General features: G+C 69.9%; 23 protein-coding genes and 5 pseudogenes. 14 read left to right on the forward strand and 14 right to left on the reverse strand.

Features of this window, described 5'->3' with window-relative positions; all coding sequences use genetic code 11:
* Positions 1–138 precede the first annotated feature (138 nt).
* Entirely contained in the window at positions 139–633 is a 495-nt protein-coding gene (locus OOK07_RS36885; RefSeq protein WP_266802185.1) for a nuclear transport factor 2 family protein, read from the forward strand.
* Here OOK07_RS36885 and OOK07_RS36890 read toward each other — a convergent pair.
* Complete coding sequence (locus OOK07_RS36890; protein ID WP_266686478.1) at positions 539–1,387, reverse strand: LysR family transcriptional regulator; 849 nt, start codon at positions 1,385–1,387, stop codon at positions 539–541. The two genes, OOK07_RS36885 and OOK07_RS36890, sit on opposite strands and share 95 nt — an antisense overlap.
* A gap of 251 nt (positions 1,388–1,638) precedes the next feature.
* On the reverse strand, positions 1,639–2,136 hold the full coding sequence (locus OOK07_RS43835) for a hypothetical protein (protein WP_406313407.1): 498 nt from the start codon (positions 2,134–2,136) through the stop codon (positions 1,639–1,641).
* Between the two features lie 295 nt (positions 2,137–2,431).
* Between OOK07_RS43835 and OOK07_RS36900 the strand changes: the two genes are divergently transcribed.
* From OOK07_RS36900 to OOK07_RS36915, 4 genes and pseudogenes are all read left to right on the forward strand, one after another.
* Positions 2,432–2,728, forward strand: coding sequence for a hypothetical protein (locus OOK07_RS36900; RefSeq protein ID WP_266686502.1), 297 nt, complete (start codon positions 2,432–2,434; stop codon positions 2,726–2,728).
* A gap of 276 nt (positions 2,729–3,004) precedes the next feature.
* Positions 3,005–4,156 carry an acyl-CoA dehydrogenase family protein gene (locus OOK07_RS36905; protein WP_406313409.1) on the forward strand — a complete coding sequence of 384 codons (1,152 nt, stop codon included), beginning with the start codon at positions 3,005–3,007 and terminating at the stop codon, positions 4,154–4,156.
* 53 nt (positions 4,157–4,209) lie between these two features.
* Positions 4,210–4,515, forward strand: a pseudogene (locus OOK07_RS36910) (RrF2 family transcriptional regulator); the annotation flags it as partial.
* A 794-nt stretch (positions 4,516–5,309) separates the two neighbouring features.
* Positions 5,310–6,065 (forward strand): class I SAM-dependent methyltransferase, encoded by a 756-nt coding sequence (locus OOK07_RS36915; protein WP_266802187.1) that lies wholly within the window; start codon positions 5,310–5,312, stop codon positions 6,063–6,065.
* Between the two features lie 74 nt (positions 6,066–6,139).
* Here the strand turns inward: OOK07_RS36915 and OOK07_RS36920 are convergent, their stop codons facing one another.
* The 5 genes and pseudogenes from OOK07_RS36920 to OOK07_RS36940 form a co-directional block, all read right to left on the reverse strand.
* Entirely contained in the window at positions 6,140–6,460 is a 321-nt protein-coding gene (locus OOK07_RS36920; protein WP_266686506.1) for a hypothetical protein, read from the reverse strand.
* A gap of 80 nt (positions 6,461–6,540) precedes the next feature.
* Positions 6,541–6,746 (reverse strand): annotated as a pseudogene (locus OOK07_RS36925) (helix-turn-helix domain-containing protein); the annotation flags it as partial.
* A gap of 61 nt (positions 6,747–6,807) precedes the next feature.
* Positions 6,808–7,902, reverse strand: coding sequence for an ABC transporter substrate-binding protein (locus tag OOK07_RS36930; RefSeq protein WP_266800808.1), 1,095 nt, complete (start codon positions 7,900–7,902; stop codon positions 6,808–6,810).
* A 48-nt stretch (positions 7,903–7,950) separates the two neighbouring features.
* Positions 7,951–8,832: an ABC transporter permease gene (locus OOK07_RS36935; protein WP_266686509.1), complete on the reverse strand. Its 882-nt coding sequence runs from the start codon at positions 8,830–8,832 to the stop codon at positions 7,951–7,953.
* Complete coding sequence (locus tag OOK07_RS36940; protein WP_266800810.1) at positions 8,829–9,689, reverse strand: ABC transporter ATP-binding protein; 861 nt, start codon at positions 9,687–9,689, stop codon at positions 8,829–8,831. Before OOK07_RS36940 ends, OOK07_RS36935 begins: the two co-directional genes overlap by 4 nt.
* A 234-nt stretch (positions 9,690–9,923) precedes the next feature.
* On the opposite strand from OOK07_RS36940, the gene OOK07_RS36945 reads away from it, so the two are divergent.
* The gene (locus OOK07_RS36945; RefSeq protein WP_266800812.1) at positions 9,924–11,606 is read left to right on the forward strand and encodes an ATP-binding protein; all 1,683 of its coding nucleotides are present in this window, start codon (positions 9,924–9,926) and stop codon (positions 11,604–11,606) included.
* Entirely contained in the window at positions 11,603–12,292 is a 690-nt protein-coding gene (locus OOK07_RS36950; RefSeq protein ID WP_266800813.1) for a response regulator, read from the forward strand. The genes OOK07_RS36945 and OOK07_RS36950 overlap by 4 nt, the downstream gene beginning before the upstream one ends.
* Before the next feature lie 113 nt (positions 12,293–12,405).
* Here OOK07_RS36950 and OOK07_RS36955 read toward each other — a convergent pair whose 3' ends face one another.
* Positions 12,406–13,479, reverse strand: coding sequence for a bile acid:sodium symporter family protein (locus tag OOK07_RS36955; protein ID WP_266800814.1), 1,074 nt, complete (start codon positions 13,477–13,479; stop codon positions 12,406–12,408).
* Positions 13,480–13,648: 169 nt separating this feature from the next.
* Between OOK07_RS36955 and OOK07_RS36960 the strand changes: the two genes are divergently transcribed.
* Positions 13,649–14,488 carry a COG4705 family protein gene (locus tag OOK07_RS36960; protein WP_266686514.1) on the forward strand — a complete coding sequence of 280 codons (840 nt, stop codon included), beginning with the start codon at positions 13,649–13,651 and terminating at the stop codon, positions 14,486–14,488.
* 206 nt (positions 14,489–14,694) lie between these two features.
* Here OOK07_RS36960 and OOK07_RS36965 read toward each other — a convergent pair.
* The 4 genes and pseudogenes from OOK07_RS36965 to OOK07_RS36985 all read right to left on the reverse strand — a co-directional run bounded on the left by OOK07_RS36965 (position 14,695) and on the right by OOK07_RS36985 (position 17,816).
* Positions 14,695–16,071: pseudogene (locus OOK07_RS36965) on the reverse strand (sensor histidine kinase).
* A pseudogene (locus OOK07_RS36970) lies at positions 16,068–16,383 on the reverse strand (winged helix-turn-helix domain-containing protein); the annotation flags it as partial. The pseudogenes OOK07_RS36970 and OOK07_RS36965, both read right to left, overlap by 4 nt.
* A gap of 162 nt (positions 16,384–16,545) precedes the next feature.
* Positions 16,546–17,151 carry a phosphatase PAP2 family protein gene (locus OOK07_RS36980; protein WP_266686515.1) on the reverse strand — a complete coding sequence of 202 codons (606 nt, stop codon included), beginning with the start codon at positions 17,149–17,151 and terminating at the stop codon, positions 16,546–16,548.
* Positions 17,148–17,816 (reverse strand): DedA family protein, encoded by a 669-nt coding sequence (locus OOK07_RS36985; protein ID WP_266802189.1) that lies wholly within the window; start codon positions 17,814–17,816, stop codon positions 17,148–17,150. Before OOK07_RS36985 ends, OOK07_RS36980 begins: the two co-directional genes overlap by 4 nt.
* Positions 17,817–17,984: 168 nt before the next feature.
* On the opposite strand from OOK07_RS36985, the gene OOK07_RS36990 reads away from it, so the two are divergent.
* Positions 17,985–19,760, forward strand: coding sequence for a hypothetical protein (locus OOK07_RS36990; RefSeq protein ID WP_323183016.1), 1,776 nt, complete (start codon positions 17,985–17,987; stop codon positions 19,758–19,760).
* A 110-nt stretch (positions 19,761–19,870) separates the two neighbouring features.
* Here OOK07_RS36990 and OOK07_RS36995 read toward each other — a convergent pair whose 3' ends face one another.
* Both OOK07_RS36995 and OOK07_RS37000 read right to left on the reverse strand, forming a co-directional pair.
* On the reverse strand, positions 19,871–20,593 hold the full coding sequence (locus OOK07_RS36995; RefSeq protein WP_266800816.1) for a polysaccharide deacetylase family protein: 723 nt from the start codon (positions 20,591–20,593) through the stop codon (positions 19,871–19,873).
* A complete protein-coding gene (locus OOK07_RS37000; RefSeq protein WP_266800818.1) occupies positions 20,590–21,981 on the reverse strand; it encodes a glycosyltransferase in 1,392 nt (463 codons plus the stop codon). The genes OOK07_RS36995 and OOK07_RS37000 overlap by 4 nt, the downstream gene beginning before the upstream one ends.
* A 142-nt stretch (positions 21,982–22,123) precedes the next feature.
* On the opposite strand from OOK07_RS37000, the gene OOK07_RS37005 reads away from it, so the two are divergent.
* The 5 genes and pseudogenes from OOK07_RS37005 (at position 22,124) to OOK07_RS37025 (ending at position 26,028) form a co-directional block, all read left to right on the forward strand.
* A complete protein-coding gene (locus tag OOK07_RS37005; protein WP_266800820.1) occupies positions 22,124–22,549 on the forward strand; it encodes a BlaI/MecI/CopY family transcriptional regulator in 426 nt (141 codons plus the stop codon).
* A 4-nt stretch (positions 22,550–22,553) separates the two neighbouring features.
* Positions 22,554–23,561 carry a M56 family metallopeptidase gene (locus tag OOK07_RS37010; protein ID WP_266800822.1) on the forward strand — a complete coding sequence of 336 codons (1,008 nt, stop codon included), beginning with the start codon at positions 22,554–22,556 and terminating at the stop codon, positions 23,559–23,561.
* A 54-nt stretch (positions 23,562–23,615) separates the two neighbouring features.
* Positions 23,616–24,062, forward strand: a pseudogene (locus OOK07_RS37015) (SRPBCC family protein); the annotation flags it as partial.
* Positions 24,063–24,180: 118 nt separating this feature from the next.
* Entirely contained in the window at positions 24,181–25,125 is a 945-nt protein-coding gene (locus tag OOK07_RS37020; RefSeq protein ID WP_266800823.1) for an NADP-dependent oxidoreductase, read from the forward strand.
* A gap of 402 nt (positions 25,126–25,527) precedes the next feature.
* Complete coding sequence (locus OOK07_RS37025; protein WP_266686525.1) at positions 25,528–26,028, forward strand: cupin domain-containing protein; 501 nt, start codon at positions 25,528–25,530, stop codon at positions 26,026–26,028.
* Positions 26,029–26,129: the final 101 nt, after the last annotated feature.

The following is a 26,129-nucleotide window of genomic DNA, read 5'->3' on the forward strand; positions in this document are numbered from 1 at the left end:
GCCCCGCGTGCCGTGGTTGGAATCAGGGTCGTGAGGCTTGTATCGGCTCGGCAAGACGGCTTCTGCCAGGCGGAAAGGTTTTTGTAAAGATGCTGGTCAGAGCCCTGTTCTGTCAGCGAGGACGATCTTCTGGCGACCATCAAGGCCGAGCGGGAGATCTACCGGACCTTCTACACGTTCTTTCGGCTGGTGGACACGGGCCGGTACCGGCAGCTCGTGGAGTGCTTCACGAAGGACACGCTGATCGAGTACGACGTGATGGCCGGGCCGACCCAGCGCTTCCACGGGCGCGACGACTTCGCCGCCTTCGTGTCCGCGGGCCGGGCCGGCCGGCACGAGCCCACGGTCGCGCACGTCGTGGGACAGACCCTGATCGAGTGGACCGACGGGCGGCCCCAACCTTCCGCCGGCACCGTGCTCCACCAGAAGGGCGGCTACACCTGGACTCCAGGGGCAGCGCCCCGACGGCACCTGGACCCCCGTGCCCATCGGGTCGGACGCCCGCCTCACGGAAATCACGTAAACGCGGGAGCTTATCTCAGCGCAACAGTCCCCGTACGGCGTCGAACGCCGCCGCCACCGTCGCCGGATCCGCCCCCGGGCGGGCCAGCGCGCTCATGGGGATCGGGGTGACCGGGGGCAGCCCCTCGTAGGAGGTCAGGCCGTCCGGTGCCGGGCCGACCGCGGCGAGCAGGGCCACGCCCTGGCCCGTGCGGGCGATGTCGAGGACGCCGGCCAGATATCCCGCGTCGCCGACGACCGTGGCCTGCACCCCGTGCGCGGCAAGCGTCGCTATGGCCCGGCGGCGGATCGCGCAGGGGTCCTCGATGGCGACCAGCGGCACGGGAGCCGGCGCGGTCGGCGGCTCCCAGCCGGGCGTTGCGTGCCAGAGCAGGGGAAGGCCGCCGACCGGCGTGCCCTCGGTGGCCGCGGCCTCCGTTACGTACACCGCGACATCCACGCTGCCCCGCTCCACGGCCTCGACCAGCCGCGCCGAGCGGTCGATGCGGAACCGCACCCGGCAGCCGGGCCGCACCTCCTGGACGGCCGCGGTGAGGCGTGGCAGGAACTGGTCGGCGGCGTGCTCGGTGGAACCGATCGTCACGGTGTCGCCGTCCACGTCGAGCAGTGTGCGCACCGCCTCGTCGTGGACGGCGAGGATGCGCCGAGCCTGCTCGACGAGAAGGCGCCCCTGAGGGGTGAACCGCATGCCCCGGCCCTCACGTTCGACGACCGGGCCCCCGAGCGTCTTCTCCAGTCGGCGTACATGCTGGCTGACCGCGGACTGGCTGAGCGCGAGAGAGCGGGCCGCGCGGTGGAAGCCGCCGCAGTCGGCTATCGCGGTCAGGCTGCGCAGGGCCACGATGTCGAGGACAGGTTGGGGCATACGGCGACCGTAGCCCGTATCCGGCATCGATCGCGATTGCTGATCGGTTTCGATGCGGAATCGTCGTTGGACGTGGTCCGTCCCGGCCGGTCATGATGAGCACATGGTTCCCACGACCGCTTCCGCTGCCCTTCTGACGCAGCGCCGAGTCATCGACTTCGGCGTGGCGTGCAGCGCGCGCTGTCGTTGATCTCCGCCGCGTACCGGCGTTCCCGTTCTCCACACCGGCGCCCTCGCCGGGCCTGAGCTGATCACATCTCGCTTGTTCTGACACGTGTCGGCGGCCCCTCCTGCTCTTCACGTGTCCATTCCCCCTGCCCCGAAACGGGAGTTGCTTCCCCATGCCCTCCTCTCCTTCCCCCTTGCCTTCCTCCTCCTGGGACGAACCCGAAGGCCTCGCCGCGCGCGGCACGCTCATCGTGCTGGCCGGGCGGGGCGAACACGGGGGCGTGTACGAGCGGTTCGGCCGCCGTCTCGCCTTCGACGCCTACCGGGTGCGCGCCCTCGGCGACGCCTCCGCGGATCCCTCCGTGCTCGACGAGGCGGCCAAGCTCCTCGCCGACGAGTCGCTGCCCGGCCCCAAGGTGCTCGTCGGGTCGGACACGGGCGCCCGGTACGCCGCTCGGCTCGCCGCCGAGCAGACCGCGGGCGCCCAGCCGTCCGGCACCGGCGACGTGCGGCAGCAGCCCGTCGAAGACTCGCCGGCCTTCGGGATCCTCGTTGAAGCCCTGGTGGATGAAGTCGCGGATGGCCCGGCCGGTCTGCGAACGTCCCCATCCGTAGGCATGGTCGACGGGGCCGGCCGGCTACGGACCGCGCCAAGTACGACGACCTCATCTCCTACGCGTCCTACGAGGGGCCCTCGCCCTTGACGGCGGCTGGAGCGGCCTCGACCTGTCCGAACTCGCGCCGAAGCAGCCCCTGGAGTACGTCGACACCGACGCGGTCCACTCGGCGCTCACGATCTTCTCCACCGCCGATCCGGCCCGCCGGTGGACCCCCGATCAGGTCGCCCGCTACCTGGGCATCGGCGGCATCGGCCCCGTGGTGGTGGGCTCCCCGGCGACGGTCGCCGACGAACTGGAGCGCTGGGTCGAGGAGGCCGACATCGACGGATTCAACCTCGCCTACGCCACCACCCCTGGCACCTTCGTCGACCTCGTCGTCCCGGAACTGCGCAGCCGCGGCAGGGTCCCGGCCCCGTCCGGCGGCGCCACCCTCCGCGAACGCCTCCATGACGCGGCCGGCAGCCCCCGGGTCAGGGACGACCACCCGGCCGCCCGCCATCGCGAACTCGCCATTCGGGAGCGCGAATCAGCCGGAGCACACCAGCTTTCATAGTTTTCCCATCGGATTACTAGGGAATCGTTGACGGTGGTCGAAGAGGAGAGTGAGGATGATGAAGCCGACGCTTCACTGCGCATCGCTGCACTCCCACGCAGCCTCGCCGGGCACCGCGTCGTCCTCGGTCCCCTGTAAGGAAGACGCCATGACCACAGCACTGAGCTGTAGCGACAGCCGCAGCCGCATGAAGCGGGCGAGGATATGACGGTGACGGCGGACGAGGTGACCGACGCGGGAGCCGGGCAGGCCGACTGGCTGCACATAGCCCGTGAGATGGCGGACGACCTGGCCACGGACGCGGTCGAGCGCGAACAGGCCGGCAAGGCACCGCTCGACGAGGTGTCGCGGTTGCGCGAGTCGGGACTGCTGACACTGCCGGCGCCGGCCGAACTCGGGGGAGGCGGTGGGGACTGGCGCACGGCCTGCGCGGTCATCCGGACCGTCGCCGCGGCCGACGGGGCCATCGGCCACCTGCTGGGCAACCACTACTTCCTGTTCTGCAGCGCCCGGTTCTTCGCCGACCGCACGCGTGCCGCCCGCATCGAGCGGGAGTCGACGGCGGGGCAGTGGTGCTGGGGAGGCGGTATCGCCTCACATGAACCACCACTCATCCTGACCCCCACGGCGGGCGGCTATCTGCTCAACGGCTACCAGAGGTACGCCACCGGAGTCGGGATCGCCGACCGGCTGGTGGTTCGAGCCGCCAAGTACGGGACCGGTGAGCCGTTGGCCGTCCTGGTCGACCCCGCCCGCTCGGGCGTCGTGAGCGGCAGCAGCGGGGACGTCTTCGGTCAGCGGCTGGCGGCCGGTGGCGGCGTGGAGTTCGATTCCGTGCCGGTCGCGGCCGACGATGTGCTCGGCTCCCTCTCGCCGGACGAGGGCGTCCTGTCACCCTTCGCCTCTCTGGCCGCGCCGACAGCGCGTCTGGTCTCCGTCCAGTTCTGTCTTGGCGTGGCAGAGGGCCTGCTGGCCGAGGTTCGCGAGTGCGGAAGGGGCATGAGGTCCCCCTGGCAGCCCTTCTCGCCTCAGCCCTGGCCGGACAGCCCGCCGCAAGATCCGTACGCGCTGACCGTGTACGGCGAGCTCACCGTCGTCGCACGTGCCGCGTCCGCCCTGGCCGAGCAGGCGGTGGATGCCCTGGTGCGCGGCCTCGTACAGGGCGAGGATCTCGACGACGAGGAGTGCGCGGAGATCGCCGTCCTCGCGAGCGTGGCCGAGTCTGCCGCCTCCCGGGCCGCGCAGGAGATCACCACCCGTGCCCTGGACGTCATCGGCGCCGACGCCGCCTCCGCGCGGCATGGCCTCGACCGCTTCTGGCGCAACGCCCGGACACACACCCTGCGCGAGCCGGTCGCCCACAGACTGCTCGAGGTGGGCGACTACTTCCTCAATGGCGCGCACCCACCCTTCGCCCTTCCAGCCTGACCGGGAGGGTGACCGGTACGGGAGCCGACACGACACTGACGGACAATCGCGGTATGCGGATCTCGGCGCGGGCGGACTATGCGGTGCGGGCGGCACTGGAGCTGGCCGCAGCAGGGGGCGAGGCCTCGCTCAAGGCCGAGGCGATCGCCGCGGCACAGGGCATCCCGCACAAATTCCTGGAGGGCATCCTCGGCGACCTGCGCCGGGGCGGTCTTGTGGTCAGCCAGCGGGGCGGCAAGGGCGGCTACCGGCTCGCCCGCCCGGCGGACTCGATCGCCATCGCCGACGTCATCCGCGTCGCGGACGGCCCGCTGGTCTCACCGGCCAACTCAGGTCCCTCAGAGACCAGTTGCAGAGGCTGATGCCTCTGACTGCCTCCACTCGCCTCTGCAACCCGTCCTGGCAGGTCACAGCCTCATCGCCCCCACACAAGCGCAGGTCAGAAAGATGCGCTAGCTGTACCACTGGTTCCTGGCGAATGCGGTGGTGTGCGGCATGGTGGCTGGTTCCCGTCTCTGTGGCGTGGTGACATCGTCCGCAGGAGGTTCACGAGGCCGCAATACCGCTTCCGCCTCAGGGAAGCGGATTTCGAAGTTGCCTGCTCTTGGGGGCTGTTGGCGTGCGGGAGCAGGTTTCGAGCAACGGTGAAGGCGTCGACCCCGATCAACGTCGTCGATCGCGCCATGTGCCGCTCCGCGCATCAGGCCGGAACGGGCAGCAAAGCCCGGACAATCTGCCATTCCCCCTCCGCCACGTCCGAGCCGTAGCAAGGGGCACGGTCTGGGCCGTCCGCCGCATTGCCGAACCTGCTGGCGAGGCAGTCACACGCAGGAGACGACGAGTTGGACTCCACACACGCGAGCGCGAAAGACTGCGGCAACAGGGCCTCCCGGAACAGTTCGTTGGCTTCGACAACCCCCGAGTTGCCGCGAGGCCCTGCCTTCATGCGCCGACCCCACCGCGATCACCCGATCAAGACCCTCGTTCGACCAGACAAGCCCGTTGATCGGTAAGCGGATGGCTTCTCAGGCGGACAACTGACAACCGACAAATACCGGCAGAGCCATCCTTGCGAAAACCATTGGTCCCCGGCTTGCTCCGCTGATGGACTGACGTCCTACCGTGAGTCTGCCGCGTGACGGAGGTAGTGGTTGTGACAGGTTATGACGTGCTTGCCGAGGTGTACGAATGGCTCATCTCGGATGCGAAGTTGCCTCCAGCCGAATTCGCTGCGTCGTTCGACGACGTCCTCGATCTCCTGCCGTCGAACGCTCACGTCCTCGACTGTTCGTGCGGAACCGGACAGTTGGCGGTTGGCCTCGCCGGTCGTGGCATGCAGGTTGTCGCAACTGACGCCAGCGAGGCGATGGTTCGTCGGACTGCAGAGTTGTCTGAGGAGTTCGGGGCATCCGTCCGGGCCGTACGGGCGAACTGGGAAGAGTTGCCCGACCATTTCCAGGACAACACGTTCGACATGGTGTTCTGCGTTGGCAACTCGCTTCACCATGCCACGGGCGCGACAGGCAGGGGTGCTGCTCTGGAGTCGATGTCACGGCTTCTGCGCCCCGGCGGGCGCTTGGTACTCACATCCCGCACTTGGGAACTCGTGAGGGCCAGAGGTTCCCGGCTGGAGATCGGTGACCGACTCGTCCGCCGGAACGGTCGCGACGCCGTCGTGGTCTACCGCTGGGAGATTGCGCCGCATTGGGAGGAGGAGCACCACATCGAGATTGCGATCGCGCAAGTTGATGCGACCGGGTTGGTTCTTGTCCGCTCGGAACTGCTGTCCTGCTGGCCCTACCGGTACGAGGAACTCGAAGTCGAGCTGCACCGGGTCGGACTCCAGACGGAACTGAGCACGTTTGATCTTGAGGCCGAGAACTACATGGTGGTCGCGAGCAAGGTATAAACACCGGACTCTCAGTTCCTGGCCGGACCGCGCGGTTGCTCGCAGGACGATTGCGCCCTCTCATCGGTGCGGGTTCAAGTGGTCAACGCAACGCCTCGGACGAGGAGTGCTCGTCGATCAGACGGCGGTAGATCCGGGGTGACGGTGTGGCGCTGTTTCCTGGTCGCATCCAGATCAATGAGCAGGATCTCGTCGATCAGCGGCGTGAACGGATCCAGCTTCGACGGCCGCGCCGAAGCGGTTGTCGTGCGTGGCTGCGGCCAAGCCGAGGGCAGGCCTTGTTGACCGTGCTCCAGGTGACGCCGTACTTGCACTGCAACGCCCGGTTCGACATGCCATCGGGAGTCGCGCCGCAGCGCGGCGTACAACTCGACCTTCGACTGGCCAGGCAGCACGCTGCGAGGGTCGAGCCCTCGCTCTTTTGCCGGATGATCACCGGCAGGCGCTCACATCCAAACGGGGCGTCAGCCGCTTCTCAATCCGCCGGACCCGGCGGCCGTTCCAGCCGGTATCCGTGCCCTCGCAGCGTGGGATCTCCGGCAGGCGGACAGGACCGCTCCCGGACCGCACTGCCCCGGTCAGTCTGCGTCGCAGGCCCGCCATCGTCACGTCGAGAGTCTTGGTGGGTCCGAACCAGTTCTCGTCCCATACCTCGGAGGCGAGGTCGCGGCCACGACTCATAGCGGGTGTGCGGGGCCGCCCAGGTGGATGTCACCTGGGCGGCATCGTGCCGGGTGGGGGTTCAGCCGGTCGGTCCTGCCGGGGTCGTGGTGGTCTTGAAGCCCTCGGTCTTGTCGGCCTGGAGGGCGAACTCATTGGTGAACGTCTTGCTGAGATCCACCGAGCCCTTGACGTCGCCGACCAGCTGTTCCGTCGCCAGGGAGGTCTTCGGGCCGCCGGCCGGCATGAGGCCGTCCGGGAGGAACTGACCCTTGTCCTCGGTCAGGGCCTTGATGTAGTCGGCCTTGGTGACCAGTTGGTTGGACACGAATGAGGACGGCAGCTTGTTCGCTATGTCGGCCGCGCTGTGGGTGTTGATCCAGTGCATGGTGGCGACAAGTGCGTCGACGACCTTCTGCACCGTCTCCTTGTGCGAGTTCACCCAGTCGGTGCGGGCGAGCACACTGGCCGCGGGGTAGGCGCCGCCCATCGCCGCTGTGGCGCCCTGCGTGGTGGCCAGGTCGATCGCGGAGGCACCGACGCCCTTCTTCTGGATCGCTGCGACCGTCGGCTGTGTCGTCATGACGCAGTCGACCTTGCCGTTCTGCAGCGCGGCGATGGCGGTGGAGCCCGCGCCCACCCCGATCCGGTGGAACTGGCTGGTCTTGACGCCCTTCTTGGCGGCCAGGAACTGGGTGAGCGTGTCGGTGCCCGAACCCAGGTCGGTGACGCCGAGGGTCTTGCCCTTGAAGTCGGCGCCCGAAGTGACGCCCGACTTCTTGGTGCACATCTCGCGCTCGCCCGGCGCGCCGGAGAGCTGGACGACGTCCTCGACCGCTTTGCCCTTGGCCTGGAACTCGATGGTGTGGTTGTACCAGGCGCCTGCCATGTCCACCTGCCCCGAGGCCATGGCCTCTTCAGCGCCGACACCGCCGTCCTGCTCGGTGCTGAGCTGGACGTCGACGCCGTACTTCTTGTAGAAGCCCAACTGCTGGGCGAGCTGGTACGGCAGGTAGATCTGCTTGTCGAGGCCGCCGGCCATGAGCTTGACGGTCGGCGTGCCGCCGGAACCGCTGCCAGCCGTGCCGGCGCTGGAGTTGCCTGAACAGGCGCTGACTGCGCCGAGAGCGAGGACGGTGAGGAGAGACGCGGCGACGGCGACGGGTCGTCTGGACATGGCTGGCCACATTCCTTTGCTGGGTCCGAACAGGGGAGGGGAGAGGGGTCAGAGGGCGTTGGACGCCTCGGTGGGGGCCGGCGGGCGCCAGGACAGCAGCCGGTGCTCGAGCTTGCCGATCAGCCACTCGGCGCCGAGCACGATGACCGAGATGACGAGCATCGTGGCGAACACGCCGTTGGGGTCGAAGTTGTTCTGCGCGGTCTTGATGACCAGGCCCAGGCCGCTCTGTGCGCCGAGCACCTCGCCGACCAGCGCGCCGACGATGGCGAAGCCGAAGGCGCTGTGCAGGCTGGCGATGATCCACGTGAGGGCGGACGGCACGATGACGTGCCGGATGATCTGCATCTGCGAGGCGCCGAGCACCTTGGCGTTGGCGAGGATGTTGCGGTCGACCTCGCGGACGCCCTGGAAGGCGTTGAAGAAGACGATGAAGAACACCAGCACCGCGGCGAGCAGGATCTTCGGGAGTACGCCGATGCCGAACGCGACGATGAAGATCGAGCCGAGGACAATCCGGGGGATCGCGTTGACCATCTTGATGTAGGGGCCGAGCACGTCGGAGAGGTAGCGGCTCTGGCCGAGCGCCACACCGAAGATCACTCCGGTGACGGCCCCGAGGGCGAAGCCGGCCAGCGCCTCCTGGATGGTTGTCCAGACGTTTGAGTAGAAGGACCCGAACTCGGTGCCGTGCTGGAAGAGGTCGGCCAGCCGCTTGGCGATGCCGGACGGCTGCCCGAAGAAGAACGGGTCGACGATCCCCCAGGTGGTGAACGCCTGCCAGCCGCCGATGACCAGGACCGCGAGGCCGATACGACCGGCCCACACCTGGCCGGTACGGCGCCGGAGGGCGCGTTTGGCGGCGGCCGCGCCCGACGTCGGTGCGCTGCCTTTGACGGGAGTGCGCGAAACAGCGGACGTCGTGCTCATGCCGTACCTCCTGCGGTGCGTGCGTAGGCGCGCTCCACCTCCTCGCGCAGCGAGTCCCAGATCTGGTGCTGAAGTTCGATGAAGCGGGGCTGGAAGCGGATCTCCTGGACCGAGCCGCGCGGGCGGGGCAGGTCGATGTCGAAGACCGCCTTGACCGATCCGGGGCTGGAGGTCATGACGACGACCCGGTCGGCGAGGGCCACGGCCTCGTCGAGATCGTGGGTGATGAAGATGACCGACGGCCGGATCTGCTCCCACAGGCCGAGCAGTTCGGTCGACATGATCGCCTTGGTCTGCACGTCCAGGGCGCCGAACGGCTCGTCCATGATCAGGATCCGGGGTTCGTTGATCAGCGCCGCGGCCATCGCCACGCGCTTGCGCATACCGCCGGAGAGCTGGTGCGGGTAGCGGTCCTCGAACCCCGACAGGCCCACCCTGCGTAGCCAGTCGCGTGCCGAGGCCTGGGCCTGCTGCTTGGGCACCTTGCGGAAGACGGGGCCCATCAGCACATTGCCCAGGACGGTTTTCCAGGGCAGCAGTGCGTCGGCCTGGAACATGAAGCTGACGCCGTCGGTGACGCCGTTGACCTCGCGGCCGCCGACCTTGACCGATCCCTCGCTGGGCCGGTCGAGCCCGGACACCATGCCCAGCGTCGTGGACTTTCCACAGCCGGTCGGGCCGACCACCGCGCAGAACTGGCCGGGCTCCACGGCGAACGAAACGTCCTGGAGTGCTGTGAACACCTCACCCGCGGGAGTCAGAAATCGTTTGGTGAGTCCGGAAATCTCGACTCGCGCGCTGTCCTGGCCGGCTTTCTCGGCGACCGGGCTCACCGCCGCATCGTTTCGCGAAACCATCTGAAGCTGTCTCCTTCCTGACCTCGGAGGTCGAGGAAGGCAGACGCTAAAGGCCGGCGGGTGTTACGTCGCTGTTTCATCCGTATCCCGCGTTAGCCGTCTTAGCCCGGCTTTTGCTCGTTCTGCTCAGCCGGTCGGGGGTGGGCAGAAGGCCCTTGGCGGGGGCACAATCACGCCACCACGGGCGCGGCGCAGGGCCGCGCCCAGCAGCCGTACGACAGGCAAGAGACACCCGTGACACGCATCCGTATCCCGATCCGCCGCGTCGGCAAAGGGAAGCTCTCCGCGCGGATCCTGGCCAACCAGCTGGTGATCCTGGCGCTGACCGGGCTGATCGGTTTCGTGCTGTTCGCCTTCGCGCAACGGGGCGAGATCGACCGTGCCTACGAGAAGCGGGCCCTGGCCATTGCCAAGACCACGGCCGCGGAACCGCAGATCCGCCACGCCATGCAGTACGGGGGCGGTGGCGACGTGGTGCAGACGGCGGCCGAGCGGATCCGCAAGGCGTCGGGCGCGTCGTACGTGGTCGTGCTCGACCTGCGCGGTATCCGCCACTCGCACCCCGACCCGGCGCTGGTCGGTGAACCGACGGGGGACCGGATTGTGGTGCTGGACGGCAGAACGCATGTCGGCACCGACCAGGGCGCGACCGGCCGTTCTGCCAACGGCAAGACTCCGCTGCACGGGCCGACCGGCAAGCTGGTCGGCGAGGTGTCCGCAGGTATCCCCGAGCACTACGTGCTGGGTGAGCTGTGGCGCGAGCTGCCGACCTTCGGCCTGTACAGCGCCATCGCGGTCGTGCTCGGCTCGACGGCCGCGTTCCTGCTGGCCAGGCGACTCAAGCGGACGACGTTCGGGCTGGAGCTGGAGGAGATCGCCGGGCTGCTGCAGGACCGGGAGGCGATGCTGCACGGTATCCGTGAGGGAGTCGTCGCCTTCGCCCCGGACGGCCGGATCACGGTGGTCAACGACGAGGCCCGCGAGCTGCTCGGCCTCGGCACCGCGCTCGGCAGCACGCTGGAGGAGGTGCTGCCCGACGGGCGCCTGCGCCGCGCCCTGGACGGCACCCTGGCGGGCGGCGACATCAGCGTGCTCACCGACGACCACTGCCTGGTCGTCAACCGGATGCCGGTGGCCCTGCACGGACGGGAACTGGGCGCCGTGGTCACCGTGCGCGACCGCACCGAGATGATCGGTCTGTTGCGCGAGCTGGACTCGGTGCGCGGGCTGACCGACGCGCTACGTGCCCAGCAGCACGAGTTCACCAACCGTATGCACACGGTGGCCGGGCTGCTGGACATCGGCGACCACGACGCCGCCTACGAGTTCGCCGTCGAGACGGCCGGTGCCGAGCAGGCGCTGACCGAGTCCGTGCGGGAACGGATCGGAAACCCGCTGCTTGTGGGGCTGGTCGTCGCCAAGATCACGGTGGCCGCGGAACGTGGGGTGCGGATCGTCCTCAGCGAGGACTCCGCCCTCGGCGAGCATCCGCCGCATCTGCGTAGGCTGCTGACCATCGTCGGAAACCTGCTGGACAACGCGGTCGACGCGTCCGCGTCCGGACCGGCGCCGTCGGGCGGTGCGGAGGTTTGTCTGTCGCTGGTCGAGGCCGTCGACGTGGTGCGGGTGGAGGTGGCCGACACCGGCCCCGGCATCCCGCCGGACATCGTCGAGTCGATCTTCGAGGACGGCTGGTCGACCCGGCCGGACCGGGGTACGGCCCGGCGCGGCCTCGGCCTCGCGCTCGTCCACCGGCTGGTGCAGCGGCACGGCGGCACGATCACCGTGAGTGAAGGGCCCGGTGCCGTCTTCACTGTGATGCTGCCGGTGCCCGATACCGCGCCCGGACCGCAGGGGGCCCTGTTCACGACGGTTCTGCCGGTGCTGGACGGTGTGGCGGGAGGTGATCGCTGGTGATCCGGACCCTGGTGGTGGAGGACGACTTCCGGGTGAGCCGCATCCACTGCGACTACGTGTCCCGCGTCCGGGGCTTCGAGGTGGTCGGCCAGGCGGCGACGGTGGCCGACGCGCTGGCTGCGGTGCGCGACCTCCACCCCGACCTGCTGCTGCTCGACATCTTCCTGCCGGACGGCAGCGGACTGGACGTGCTGCGCCGGCTCAGCGGCGACGAGGGCGGCGACCGCCCCGACGCCATCATGATCACCGCCGACCGGGACATCACCTCGGTGCGGATCGCGATGAAGCTCGGCGCCGTCGGCTACCTGGTCAAGCCCTTCGGCGCGCCCGACCTCGCCGAGCGGCTCACCGCCTACCTGGAGCTCCAGGACCGTATGGACGCCCTGGGTACGGTCCCCGAGACCGACCAGGCTGACGTGGACGCGCTGTTCAGCGCCGCCCGGCCGCCGGTCGTGCCGCGCGTCCCTGCGAAGGGCCACTCCGCGCCGACGCTTGCCCTGCTGCACCAGACCCTGCGCGGCGCGCACGACGCTCTGTCGGCTGCGGAGGCCGCCGAACGCACCGGCGTCTCCCGCGCCACGGCGCAGCGGTATCTCTCCTACCTGGTCAAGGAGGGCATGGTCCGGCTCGAACTTCGCTACGGGGCCACCGGCCGCCCCGAGCACCTCTACCGCATGACGCACTGAGCGGACGCTTTCGTTTGTTGAGCCCGCCGAGCGGACGGCTGGGTGGATCTTACGCCAGGGGCGTGTCCCGCCACCGCGTTCATGCGGGTGCCTCCCGTCACCGGGGGCGGTGTTCACGGTGACGCGGGGCAGGGCGGGTGCCGATGACGCTCTGTCCGCGCGACCCTGCTCGCGGCTGTCTTCTGCAGCAGTCCGTAGGCGAGCACCGGCAGGAGCAGGTGTGGTTTGTCGGGCAGCGTGGTGGTGATCAGGACCGCGCTCGCGCTGCTGTTGTTCATGCCGCAGGCGAGCGTCAGCGAGGAGGAGGCGGGGCCGTCCAGATGCAGGAGCCGCGCGGCGGTCCGGCCCAACGCGAAGGACAACAGGCAGACGAGCGCAGCCACGGCCAGTGCCGCGCCGAACAGGAGGGGGCGAGGGTGCGCGAGGAACGAGCCCAGGGCGCCACTGGCGTTCACATATGTCAGGACCAGCGATCCGGCCAGCGCCACGGGCACGATCACGCGCAGGGCCCGGCTGAGCCACGCCGTGGACAGCGCGATTCGGAACAGGATGCCGACCGCACAGGGGAGGACCACGGTGACGAGAGTGAAGCCGCCGTGGGCTGTGCGGCCCGTCTCTGCGAGCGTGTCCGCGTAGCCGTCGTCAAGGAGTGGCACCAGAGTGGTGATGACCAGCGGGATGGTGAGCGGGCTGAGGAGCGTGGAGACGAGGACGAGTCCGACCATGGTGGGTTGGTCGCCGTCGCCCTTGCCGGTCCAGACGGTGGCTCCGGCGGCCACAGGCATCGCCACGATCAGGATCATCGCGGTGATCAGCCCGCTGCCGCCGTCGCTGTCTGGGGTCCGGTGCAGTCCGAACGCGACGACGGGGATGACCAGGAGAGGGATCACCAGGTGCAGGACCAGCCCGGCCAGCAGGGCGGTCGGCTTGCGGAGCAGGCGGCCCAGTTCACGGACGGGAACCTGGAGTCCGGCGGAGAAGAGCACCAGGGACAGCAGCAGCGGGGCGGTGCTCAGGGGCAGGCCGGTGACGGTGCCCAGCGGCACGGTGTGGTCGCGGCGCAGCCACAGGCCGGGCCCGGGCAGGACGAGGGCGGCGACGTAGGACAGCACGACGGCCCGGCCGAGCCGACGGCGCAGCCACGCCGTCACCCGGTCGGCAGGCGGTGGGGCAGTCGGACGGTCCAAGGCGGTCTTCTTCCATGGCGGCGGAGGGGACGGGGCGGAACGCCGCTATGCGGAAGCCGTGATCACGAGTCGTCATGGCACTCATGATGCTCGGGTGAGGCGGACGGGCCAGCCGGTGACGCACGGCGGTCAGGATGTGTTCAGGTATCGGGTGGCACGGTCGGGCCTCATGACATACGAGACCTCACAGACCCCTGCGGCCTCTGCGGCCGATCCCCAGGTGTCGCCCTCCGGCGGGCGGCTGGGCTGGAACAAGGTGCCCGAAGTCACCGTCTACTTCTGGATCATCAAGGTGCTGTGCACAACGGTCGGTGAGACGGCGGCCGACCTGCTCAACGAGAAGGCGGGTCTCGGCCTGACCGGTGTGTCGGTCCTGATGAGCGCCCTGCTGGCGGTCGTCCTGGTCGTGCAGTTCCGCACCACCGCCTACCGCGCGGGTGTGTACTGGCTCGCCGTCGCCCTGATCAGCGTCGTGGGCACGCTGGTCAGCGACAACCTCACCGACAACATGGGTGTACCGCTGGAGACCAGCACCACCGTCTTCGCGATCATCCTCGCGATCGTCTTCGTGGTCTGGTACCGGCGTGAGCGGACCCTGTCCATCCACCACATCGACACCACGAGCCGTGAGTCCTACTACTGGCTCGCCGTGCTGTTCACCTTCGCTCTCGGCACCGCGGCCGGTGACCTGGTCTCGGAGCGTATGGCCCTCGGCTACTGGCTCTCGGTGGTGCTGTTCGGCCTGGCCATCGCCGCGATCGCGCTCGCGCACTTCAAGCTCGGTCTGGACGCGGTGTGGAGCTTCTGGATCGCCTACATCCTCACCCGCCCGCTCGGCGCGTCCATGGGCGACTACCTCTCGCAGCCGGCAGGAGACGGCGGCCTGGGCCTGGGCACCGTCATCACCAGCGCGCTGTTCCTCACGGTCATCCTCGGCATGGTCGTGTATCTCTCGGTGACCCGCAAGGACGTGGCGCAGCCTCAGCACACCGCCCGACACGCAGCCTGAGCAGGCACGCGGCAGTCGTTCAGGAAGCGTTTGACCTTCTGACCAAGCCGGTCGCCAAGGGCGGCCTTGACCTCGGTACCGCGGGTTCCTCGGCCGTACTGCTGGCCGTTCTCGTCGGCCTGATGGCCTATGCGCAGGTGCAGGAGCGCAGAACACCGCAGATGACGGAGCGGGAGATGGTCGCCCGGCGGGCCGGCTGAGGCACGTCATCCGGCGGGCAGGTCGACCAGGAAACGTGCTGCGGGTGTGTGTCCAGGGCCGTGGGAGACCTCGCCGCCGACGGTGCGGGCCAGGCGCCGCGCAAGCGGCAGTCCCAGGCCCGCCCCGTCGTGCCCGTCGCCGGAGTCCGCGCGCCGGCCGGGCTGGAAGAGATCGTCGAGGAACTCCTCGGGTACGCCGGGACCGTCGTCGGTGACGTCGATGCGGACGCCGGCGGGCAACTGCCTTGCGGATACGGTCACCGTGGAGCCGGCATAGCGAACGGCATTGGCCAGCAGCCGGCTGACGATGCGTTCAAGGAGAGCGGAAGTGACGCCCGCCTCAAGCTGCTGGTCCGGTACGTCGGCGACGGTCTTCAGCTGCTCCCGCACATCGAGGCCCTCGACCAGCCCACGCAGCACGGGAGCCACAGCGGTGGCACCGACGGCCGTGGTCGTGTTCTGAACGCCTTCGCGGGCGTCGCTCAACAGCGGGTCGCAGATGGTTCGCATGGACTCGGCGGCCTCCGCGATCACCTCGTGGGTGGCGTGGGTCTCGGCGGCCTAGCGCGGGCGGGCCTGCCACCAGTCGAGCTCGACGACGATCCGGGTGAGCGGGGTGCGCAGTTCGTGGGACAACTCCCCGGTCAGCTGTTGCTCGTGACGCAGCACGGTGCGGATGCGGTCCAGCAGTGCGTCCAACAAGGTGCCCAGGCGGGCCAGTTCGGCCGGCTGGTCCTGGGCGCCGAAACGCTGGTCGGAGCCGACGGCGCTCCACTGGGTGGCCTGGTCGGTCATGGTGCGCACGGGGCGCAGTGCCCGTCCCACGGCCAGCCGCGTCAGCGCGTAGGTGCACGCGAGCATGACGGCGTCCAGGATCAGCGAAGCCGACAGCAGGGTGGCGGCGGAGTTGCGGTAAGGGGGGAGGCCCGCGGCCGTGATGACGGTGGCGGTGCTGCGAAGGCCCGACACGGGCTGGGAGCACAGGCGGACGAAACGGGGGTTGTCGGTGTGCACGCTCGCGCCGACCGGCCTGCCCCGCGCGGTGAGCCGATCGGCTGCCTGGGCCAGCGCACTGTCGGCCGTGGCGGACGGTGGTTTCTCCAGCTGCCGTGTCCCGGTGTAGATACACGTGTTGGCGTCGAGGAGGCGGTCGTTGACGGTCTCCAGGACCCGCACCCGGGGCCCGCTGGTGTCGATGGTCGTGGCGACGGCCGCGGCACGGTTGCGCAGTTGGTCGGCCGCCTGGTCCTGCAGGTGCCGGTCCATCACGGTGTTGAACACGACGGTCAGCACGGTCATCAGCAGCGCGGCGGTGGTCAGTGCCACGAGGGAGAGCCGACCGCGCAGCGTGCGGGGCGCCAGATGGCGGGCGAGCCGGTTCACGACAGGCGGTGTCCGATCCCGCGGGTCGTGGTGAGGCAGCTTGCGGCGCAGCCGGCTCAGATACTGGTCGAGGGTGTTGTCGCTGACCTGTGCGCCGTCCGGCCACGCGGCCCTAACCAGGTCGCGGCGGGACACCAGGGTGCCGCCTGCGGCCATGAGCGTGGCCAGACGGAACTCCGTGGGAGACAAGTCGATGTGGAGGTCGCCGACGTGCGCGCTGTGCCGGGTCGCGTCCAGGACCAGGTCTCCGGCGGTGGCCACGGCTGCGGGTGCGGCCCGTTTGAGTGCAGCCCGCAGCCGGGCGACGAGTTCCCCCGGCCGCGTCCGGGCGATGGCCGAGCGACCAGGTCAGGAAACCGTCGTCCGCCCACAACGGGGCGCCGTTGTGGCCGATCACCACCATCGTGAGGATGCCGAACGCCACCCAGGCGCCGAGACCGACGGTCCCGGCCAGGTCGGAGGCGTCGCGCCGGTTCATGAGGCCGTAAGCAGCGGGCGCAGGCGTCCGGAGGCCAACCATCCGGCCACCGGTCGCGACCACCGCCGCAGAGCGAGCATCAAGCCCAGGGCGACGAGCCCGCCGACGATCACCCCGGCCACGACGTCGTGTGGATAGTGCGCGCCGACCCACACCCGCGAGACTGCCATCGCCAGGGCCGCCACGGCCGCGACCGCCCCCAGCCGACGCGAGACGAAGAGCAGGGCCACGGCAGCGGCGGCCGCGATCGCCGCGTGGTTGCTGGGGAAGGACCAGTCGCCGGGCGCCGGACACGTCTCCAGGGTCTTCACTCGAAGGCTCTGGCACGGCCGGTCCTCGCGCACCGCGACCTTCGTCAGGGCGTCCACGCCATACGCGACGACCACGACCACCGGCACGGCCAGCGCCCTCACCGCAGCCGCATCCCCAATTCGTCGAGCGAACCACCAGCCCACTACCGCGAGGATGGCGAACACCGCGAGCCCGTACGTCGACCAGAACGACACCGCTGCGTCCAGCCAGGTCGGCGCATGCCGGGCCAGACGCACCACATCCAGGTACGCGGCGCCGTCGGCAGACGACCCGTCGAAGGCCATGATCATTTGCTTCCCCCCTCGGGCCGGCCATCCCGCCGAGCCCTGTACACCTCGGCGGCCAGGGGGATCAGCGACACGAGAACGATCAACGCCACCAGCGGGAGCAGGTAACGGTCGACGTTCGGGATCGACGAGCCCGGCGCGTACCCCGCGAGGGTGAGTCCGAGGCTCCACACGAGGCCGCCGATGATCTGCCACAACGTGAACGTGCGCACCGGTACCTCCAGCGCGCCGGCCATCGGATTGAGTACGGTCCGTACCACTGGCACGAAACGGGCCAGCGCGATCGCCTTCTCATGTCCGTATCGCTCCAGCAGTACCTCGGCGCGTTTGGCACCCTCATGCAGACGCTGCGAGCGGCTATGGGCCAGCAGTGCCCCACCCGCCTTCCGGCCGAGCGCATAGCCGCCCTGTGCCCCGGCCGGCGCGCCTGCCGCCGCAGCGACCAGGAGCGGTCCCAGCGACAGGTGCACACTCGCCTCCGCCGAGCCCGTGCACAGCAGACCGGCTGTGAAGGGCAGCGAGTCGCCCGGCAGGAAGAAGCCGACCAGCAGCCCTGTCTCGGCGAACATCACCACCCCGACGCCGAGCACGCCGAACGCCGCCGGCAGCGAATGAGCGTCCAGCACGTTCACGGCCAGCTTTGAGGCCGGATGGATCGGTGTGGTCATGGCGGGGATGCCTTTCCTGCAGACGGATTCTTCGTCCATCCGCGTGTACGTGGCCTGGAGGGAACCGCACCCGCCGAGCCTACATCTACAAGATGTAGTAGATGTTCTGTGGGTGGCCGGATGTGAACGGTCACTCAAACGGAACGTGAGGCGGAGGAGACGGGCGTCATGGCTGACACCTATCGCACAGGGACCGGCGCCTGGACGCTGCGGCGTGGGACCAAGGACGCGACGGCGCCACCCCCGACTCCGGCCCGGGTATCGGGTCTTCCGGGCAACGGCCCCCAGCAGTTGCATCGAGGGATGACCCTCGTGGCCACGATCAGCCTGTTCATCGGGACACGGTCCGCCTGGACGACCGCGATGGCCTCACGTCCGGCCGTCGCCGGCGTCATCTCTGTCTGCTACGCCTCGATCCTCATCTGCGCTGCTCTCAGCCTTCTCGTACGGAGCCGTCGGGCGCTGATCCGGGTCGACGCCGTCGTACTGATGACCGCCGTCGCGTTGGTGATCTGCGGCTACCTGCTCGATCACGCGGGCACCGACGAGGGAGTGCTGACCGCCCAGGCAGCGAACGAGATCCTGCACGGCCGTCCGGTCTACGGTCAGCCGTGGCCCTGGCTGTTCGGCACACCGAGCGTCGGGATCACCAAGACCATGTCCGGGGGTGCCGACTACACCTACGGCTACCCGCCGCTGACGGCACTGCTCGCGGCCCCGGTGCACGCCGTGGTCCACTCGACGTCGGCCACCACCCTGGTCACCACGGCCGCGCTGCTCGTCTCCTCGGTCCTGCTGTGGTTCCTGCTGCCGGCACCCTGGAGGCCGGCGGCCACCGCGGTCTGTCTCGGCTTCGGCCTCCTGCCCCACTACGCCTACGCCGGCTACCCGGCGATCACGGCTCTCGCCTTGCTCGTCCCCGTGGTGGTCCGCTGGCCTGCAACCGGTCAGGGTGGCCGTCTCGGCTCAGGCGGAGTGCTGCGGGCGGCGTGCCTGGGCGCTGCCTGCGCGGCCCAGCAGCTCGCCTGGTTCCTCGCCCCGTTCCTGCTGATCGGCCTGTACGCCGTCAGGCGCGGGGAACTCGGTCCGAGGCGGGCTCTGGCGGTGACCGTCCGTTACACGGCCACCGCCGCTCTCGCATGGGCCGCGGTCAACGTGTACTTCGCTGTCGAGGGCTTCTCCGCCTGGCTGCACGGCGTACTGCTGCCGCTCGACCAGAAGGCGATCCTGCACGGGCAGGGCCTGATGGGCATCTCCTATTACTTCGCCGACGGCAGCAGCCGCCTCGACTACTACTCCTACGGCAGCCAGCTGCTCCTGCTCGGCCTGCTCGTCGCCACCCTGCTGTTCGTCCGGCGGCTCGGCCCCGCCCTCACCGTCCTGCCGTGGGTGGCGTTCTACCTCGCCACCCGCTCCCAGGACGGCTACTTCTTGATGATGACCCCGCTGTGGCTCGCGGCCGCAGCCACCGTCCCGGCCGCCGCGTTCGCCACCGCCTGGCAGCCGCGTCTTCCCCTCGTCACCGGCCACCGTGTGAAGGCCGTCGTGGCGGGCGGCTTGCTCATCCCCGCCCTGGTGTGCGTCGCGATCGCCGCGGCGAGTGCGCCGCCCCTGCGTATGAGCCTCTCGGCGCATTTCGCCAGGCACCACGCGCGCGTGGGTGTCACCGCAATCGAGGTGCGGGCCGTCAACACCACCGGTACGGCGCTCACTCCGCACTTCGCGAGCCGCACCGGCCAGGGTGCCTCCAACTGGTGGACCATCGCTTCCGGTCCCGCGGTGCTCGCCCCGCACAACACCGGTGTCTACGACGTGAAACCCCCGGGAGGCTTCCGCGCGATGCCGGGTGTCCACGGCCCGGGTGCCTCTCTCATTGCCGTCACCGGCACCCCGATGACGATCACCACGGCCCACATTTCGGCTGCTCCTTCCGCGATCCAGTAGCGAGGGAACCAGGCGGGGGTACATCCACGGGCGGGCCTGGCGAAGCTGCGGTAGCTGCTGGCGAGGCGCGTTGCCGAGCCCGTACCCCGACTGTTCGGTGTTCGTGTTGGTCAGCCGTGGTCGCGCAGCGGGCCGACGCCGTAACCCCGTTCCTGGCAGGTGTCGAGGATCCGGGGCAGTGCGCCCAGTGCCGAGCGCCAGGCGCCCGGTGCCGAGGTGCAGTCGGAGTCGTGGAGCAGGATCGTGCCGCCGCCGTCCAGGTCGGCGGTGACGGTGCGGTGGACGGAGTGCGGGGTGGCGCGTGCCGTCCAGTCCTCTCCCCAGCAGGTCCACAGCACCGGGGTCATGTCGAGGCGGCGGGCCGCGAGGTGGGCCGCGGTGGACATGACGCCGTACGGGGGCCGGAAGAGTGTGGGCCGCCGTCCGGTGATCGCGGCGACGGTGTCGAGGGCGCGGCGGAAGTCGTCATAGGTGGCGCGCGGGCCGCGCAGCAGCAGGGGGCGGTGCAGCCAGCCGTGGACGGCGACCTCGTGACCGGCTGCGGCGATCTCGCGGACCAGGCCGGGGGAGCGGTGTGCCTCGCTGCCGAGTAGGAAGAACGTGGCGTGTACCCGGCGCTCGGCGAGCAGATGCAGGAAATGCGGGGTGGAGCGGGGGTCGGGGCCGTCGTCGAAGGTCAGGGCGACGTGGTCCGGGCGGCCGCGGCCGGCGAGGCGGGGCATGACGCGGTTGCGCAGCGGCCCGAAGGTGGAGATGACTGGCGCGGCGTGGGCCACGGTGAGGACGGGCAGGGCGGCCAGGGCGGCCGCGCGCAAGGGCCGGGCGGCGTTCACGAGTGGTGGTCTTTCGACCGGGCGGCGGTGTGATCCGGTGGGAAGCCGTCCAGGTCGAGGCGGTGGCCGATGGAGTGGATGAGGTCCGGAGTGCCGTAGGTCGTCACGATTCCGGTGGCGACGGCGCCCGCCCAGATGGAGGAGGCGAGGGCGCCGGTGGCGGCAAGCCGGCGTGGAGTGCGGCGTCGGCGCGTGACGGGACGCGGACTCCGGCCCGGGACTCCTGCCCGGTGCACGCGCGCAATCTCGGCTACCGGACCGGCGTCCGGGGTCCGGGCGAACAGAGCGAGCCCTGTTGCCCGTTGTCGAAGTCCGAGCGGGCCGTCGATCAGGTCGCACAGCACCGTCTTGAGGTCGGCAGGGTCGCGTATCCACACTGCCGCACCGGCCTCGTCCAAGGCTGCGGCGTTGGTCAGCCCGTGCCCTGGTATGCAGCGGTAGCTGGCCACGGGTAGGCCCGACGCGAACGCCTCCAGCGAGGTCAGCCCGCCGGCGTTCTGCACGAGGACGTCGGCGGCGTGCATCAGGGAGGGCATGTCGTCGACCCAGCCGAAGGCATGGTTGATGCCGTCCGCGCGCAGCTGCTTGGCGAGGGCCTCGTTGCGTCCGCAGACGACGACCGGCACGGCGGCGCCGCAGTCGCGTAGTTCCAGCGCCACCCTGCGGACCGGGCCGACGCCCCAGGACCCGGCGACCAGCAGGGCCAGCGGGGCGTTGCGCGGCAAACCGAAGACGGCCCGCGCCCGCTCGCGCCGCTCTGTGTCGCAGGGCCGGAAGCGCGGATCGGTGACCGGTCCGCATACGCGCACGTCCCGGGCCCCGACGGCCCGCGCCTGGGCGGCGGGCACGGCGTGGGCGGCGAGGTGGACATCCACGCCCGGCGCGACCCACAGCGGATGCACCGAGAAGTCGGTCAGGTAGGTGAGGACCGGCGCGGCCAGCCGACCGTCCAGGCGCAGGTTGCCCAGCACCCGGCTGGCCCCCGGATACGTCGAGACGATGGCCCCGGTGTCCGGGGGCAGAGTACGCAGTACCCGGTCCTGCGCCGTGCGCAGCAGCGCCCGCGCCAGCTGACCGCCGCCCCCGGCACGCTCGGTGCTGCTGTAGATCCGCTGGTAGGCCCATGGAGCCCGCACCAGCATCCGATGGTAGCCCTCCTGGACGGTCCGCCCGAGGTGGGCGGGCAGCAGGTCCAGCAGGTCGAAGCGGTCCACGGCGTAACCCTGCGCGCTGAGGCGACGGGCGAGCTCGGCGGCGGCACCGTCGTGACCGGCTCCGACACTGGCGGAGATGATCGAGACCCGGCCCACGCCGGATGTCGCGGCGCGTGGCCGGGGAACAAGGACTGCGGGCGCGCGTGTGGGCGTCGTGTTTGCGGCGTGGGGCATGGGGGCTTCCTCCGCGCATGACGGGAGCGGCGGAACTCTACGAGATGTAGTAGTTCGCGGGTCGAGCCCGGAGCATACCTCCTACGACTAGTAGGAGGTTGCGCAGTAGTCTGTCCGGGCCAACGGCGAAGGGAGGATTCCAGTGGAGGAGCGAGGGGGCGAGGGTGTGTCCGGGGTGTCGGGTCGGCGGGCCCGCGGTGAACTGGAGAGCGATGTCCTTGCCGCGCTCTGGGCTGCCGACGGACCTTTGACGGCGCGTCACGTCCGAGAGGCATTGCTCGGTGACCTGGCCTACACGACCGTCCTGACCATCCTGTCCCGGCTCTATGACAAGGAGATGCTCGTCCGGCACCGCGAGGGCCGCGGCTACGCGTACGAGCCGGTGCGGGACGAGGCGTCGCACACCGCCCAGCGCATGCGGTCCCTACTCGAGGGTGGTTCCGACCGCGAGGCGGTCCTGACCCGCTTCGTTTCGGAACTGTCCGAGCAGGACGAGCACGTGTTGCATCAGCTCCTGTCCGGGCACGATGCTCGCACCGCAGCTGATCGCTCAGGACGGAGGGCGTAAAGCCGTGCTGTTCAGCGTCTACGTCCCCTTCGCAGTCACGGCTGTGCTCGCCGTGCTCGCGCCCCGACTGGCGCAGGTGCTGCCCCCGCGCCGCGCCGCCTGGGCGCTGGCCTGCGCCGCGCTCGTGGCTGCGATCGGCTGGGCGGGGGCACTCGCCTTGCTCGCCTTCACCGGCGTGGCACAGATTCCGGAAGTTGCGGAGGAGGGCCGCTGGTCGGTGGCCGCCCTGCAAGCACAGGATCCGGTCTACCTCGTCGTCGCGGGAGGCAGCGCCCTGATGCTGGCCGTGGGCGTCGTCTCGCTGGGCGTGGCCGCCGTGGGGCAGGTCCGCCACTTCGCCCGGGCGCGGCGGGAGCGCGCCCGGCTGCCGGAGGAGACGGAGCTGGTCGTGGTCGACGACGATGTCCCGATGGCCTTCGCACTGCCCGGGTCGCCGGGCCGGATCGTAGTCTCCCGGGGGATGCTGCGCTGTCTCACCGACTGTGAGCGTGAGGCCCTCCTCGCACACGAGCGGGCTCACCTACGCTGCCGTCATCACCTCTTCCAGATCCTGTGGCGGCTCACGGCCGCCTTGAACCCGCTGCTGCGGCCGCTGGCCGTCGCGGGCGGCTTCGTCCTGGAGCGCTGGGCCGACGAGGAGGCCGCGCAGCGCGTCGGCGACCGTAAGGTCGTCGCGCACGCCGTCGGGCGCGCCGCGCTGGCATCCGCCGGTGCCTCATTCCCGGCCGCACTTGCCGCGACCGGCGGGGCGGTGCCGCAGCGGGTGCGGGCCCTGCTGGCCCCGCCGCCCCCGCGCCGGAGCCTGCCCCTGGTCGCGGGGGGTCTCCTGCTCGCCGTGTGCTGCGCGAGCCTCGCCAACGCCGTATCCGACAGTGATCAGATGGTGGACAGTGCGCAGTGCGCGGCGTACGCCGCCACGGCGAGCGCACCGTCGGCCGGAGACCACCCGCACGGGCCCGACTTCTGCTTCGGGGAACACGATCGCCAGGAACTTCAGGAGCACCGCCCGTAACGAGGCGGCCGGGACCTACCGGCCACGCGTTTTTCCACGGTCCAGCAGCGCACCTGGAAGGCGCCCCCGGACACCTTCCGGCTGCTGGCCACCATCGACCTTCCCACCGTTTTTCACCGAGTGGCGCCGTTCCCCGGAGTCAGAAGCGTGGAGAACCAGGCCGAAGCCTGGGATCACGTCGGCCCGCGAAGAAACCCGCAGTTCGACGACGGATCACAAGTCGACGAACAGCTCACCGAATACACGGCGGGGGCCGGCTTCGCCTATCAACTGACCGGCTTCACCAACGTCCTCTCCCGCCTCGCAGCCGGCGCCCGAGGCGAGTTCAACGTCAACCCCGACGGCGACGGCACGCTCATTCGATGGACCTACGAGTTCAAGGCGCTGCCCGCTCGCCGCTGGATCCTGGCCGGCCCCTTCGCTCCACTCTGGCGCCGATACATGGTGGCCGCCCTCTCCCGGTGCGTGCAAGTGATCGAAGCAGAGGCAGGTGGCGCGTAGGCGTGGCTTCGGTCCCCACCTACGAGCAAGAGCCGTTGCTTCGCATCGAGGCAAGGCACGACCCAGAAGAGCTTCGAAAGCGAAGCACCCCGCGTGTATCCAAAGACGAGGATGTTCCATGAAGGCAGTGCGTTTCCACGAGTACGGCGACCCGAGTGTCCTGCGTTACGAGGACGTCGAGCAGCCCGTCCCCGGCACCGGGCAGATCCTGGTCCGGGTCGCCGCGACATCCTTCAACGGTGTCGACGGCAACATCCGCGGGGGCTTCATGCAGGGCCCCATCCCGGTGACGTTGCCGCACACTCCCGGCATCGACGTCTCCGGCACGGTCGCCGCGCTGGGTGAGGACGTGACCGGCCTCGAAGTCGGCGACCGGGTTGTCGGCTTCCTGCCGATGGCGGACGACGGGGCAGCCGCGGAGTACGTGCTGGCTCCGGCCGGGATTCTGACGCCGGCGCCTCGGAGTATTCCGCTGTCCGATGCCGCCGCGCTGCCGTTGGTAGGTCTGACTGCCTGGCAGGCCCTGTTCGATCACGCGAAGCTGACGGCGGGGCAGCGCGTGCTCGTCAACGGTGCGGGCGGTGCGGTCGGCGGCTACGCCGTGCAGCTGGCCAAGAATGCCGGCGCCTACGTGATCGCCACGGCCCGGCCGCGCAGCAGTGAGCACGTCGAGGCGGCGGGTGCCGACGAGGTCGTCGACCACACAGTCACCGAGGTGAGCGCGGCGGTGACCGAGCTGGTCGACGTCGTGCTCAACCTCGCGCCCATCGACCCGGCGCAGCTGGCCGCGCTGCCCGCCCTGATCCGTTCCGGTGGAGTGCTGGTGAACACCACGGTGTGGATGCCCGCGCCCAGCGACGAACAACGCGCCGTGCGCGGCATCGACCTGTTCGTGAACAGCGACGCCGAACAACTGTCGCGGCTGGTGGCGTTGGTCGACTCCGGCCGCCTGCGCGTCGACGTGGCGCAGCGAGTGCCGCTGGCGCAGCTGCCGGCAGTCCACGCCCAGGCCGCCACGGGCGAGCTGCACGGCAAGGTCGTCATCGTCGCGCCGGCTGCCTGACACTCCTGCGAAAAGAGAGGACCATGACCCCGTGCCTGGAGCCGGAGACGGCCCAGGCGCCGGCCCCGATGGCCGTGACCACCGGGTTCCGTCTCGACCCGGCGTTCTACCAGCCCGTATCGCATGCCTCTGATGCAGGAGAACGTGCCCGCCATGGCCGTGCTTGCCCGGTTCTTCGTCAACGCCGTCGAATCGGGCAAGCACGCGCACGGGCGGCAACCAGAGGCGCCCTCCGCGACCCGCCCGGACGTCCGGCCGGCGCCACGTTCACCGTCACCGGGCCGCAGCAGATGCCCGAACCGTGCGAGCCGTCCACCCAATAGGTGACCGCGACGGTCGACGACTGTCCCTGATCCTCAACTGACCTTTGAACCTGACCGACCTTCGAAGGAGACAACCCCGATGATCCCCGACGACGACCCGTCCCGCCCGCTGACCGTGGTGGACCCCGACGACCCCAGCACGACGTACATCTCTCTGGTGGGCAACACATACGCCATGCTGATCACCGGCGAGCAGACCAACGGCCGGTACTGCCTGATCGACATGCGCGTCCCCGACGGCGGAGGCCCGCCGCCGCACCGGCACGACTTCGAGGAAATGTTCACGATCCTCGAGGGCGAGATCGAGTTCACCTTCCGCGGTGAGAAGCACACCGTACGGGCCGGGTCCACGATCAACATCCCCGCCAACGCGCCGCACAACTTCCGCAACGCATCGGGTGCACCGGCCCGCATGCTGTGCATGTGCACCCCCGCCGGGCAGGACGAGTACTTCACCCGTATCGGCGATGTCGTCGCGGGCAAGGACGCGCCGCCGCCCCAACTGTCGCAGGACGAGCTCGCCGAGCGCCGTCGGCGCGCGGCCGAGTTGGCCTCGACCTACCGAAGCGAGTTCCTGTGACCTACGGGTAGGGCAAGCCCGGCATCGGTCGCCAGGTGCGAGCTGGGCGCAGGTGGGGCCGGAGAGACAGCGCAGGGGCGAGCTGACAGATCGGCACAGGC

The organism is Streptomyces sp. NBC_00078 (genome assembly GCF_026343335.1).
Classification (GTDB): Bacteria; Actinomycetota; Actinomycetes; order Streptomycetales; family Streptomycetaceae; genus Streptomyces.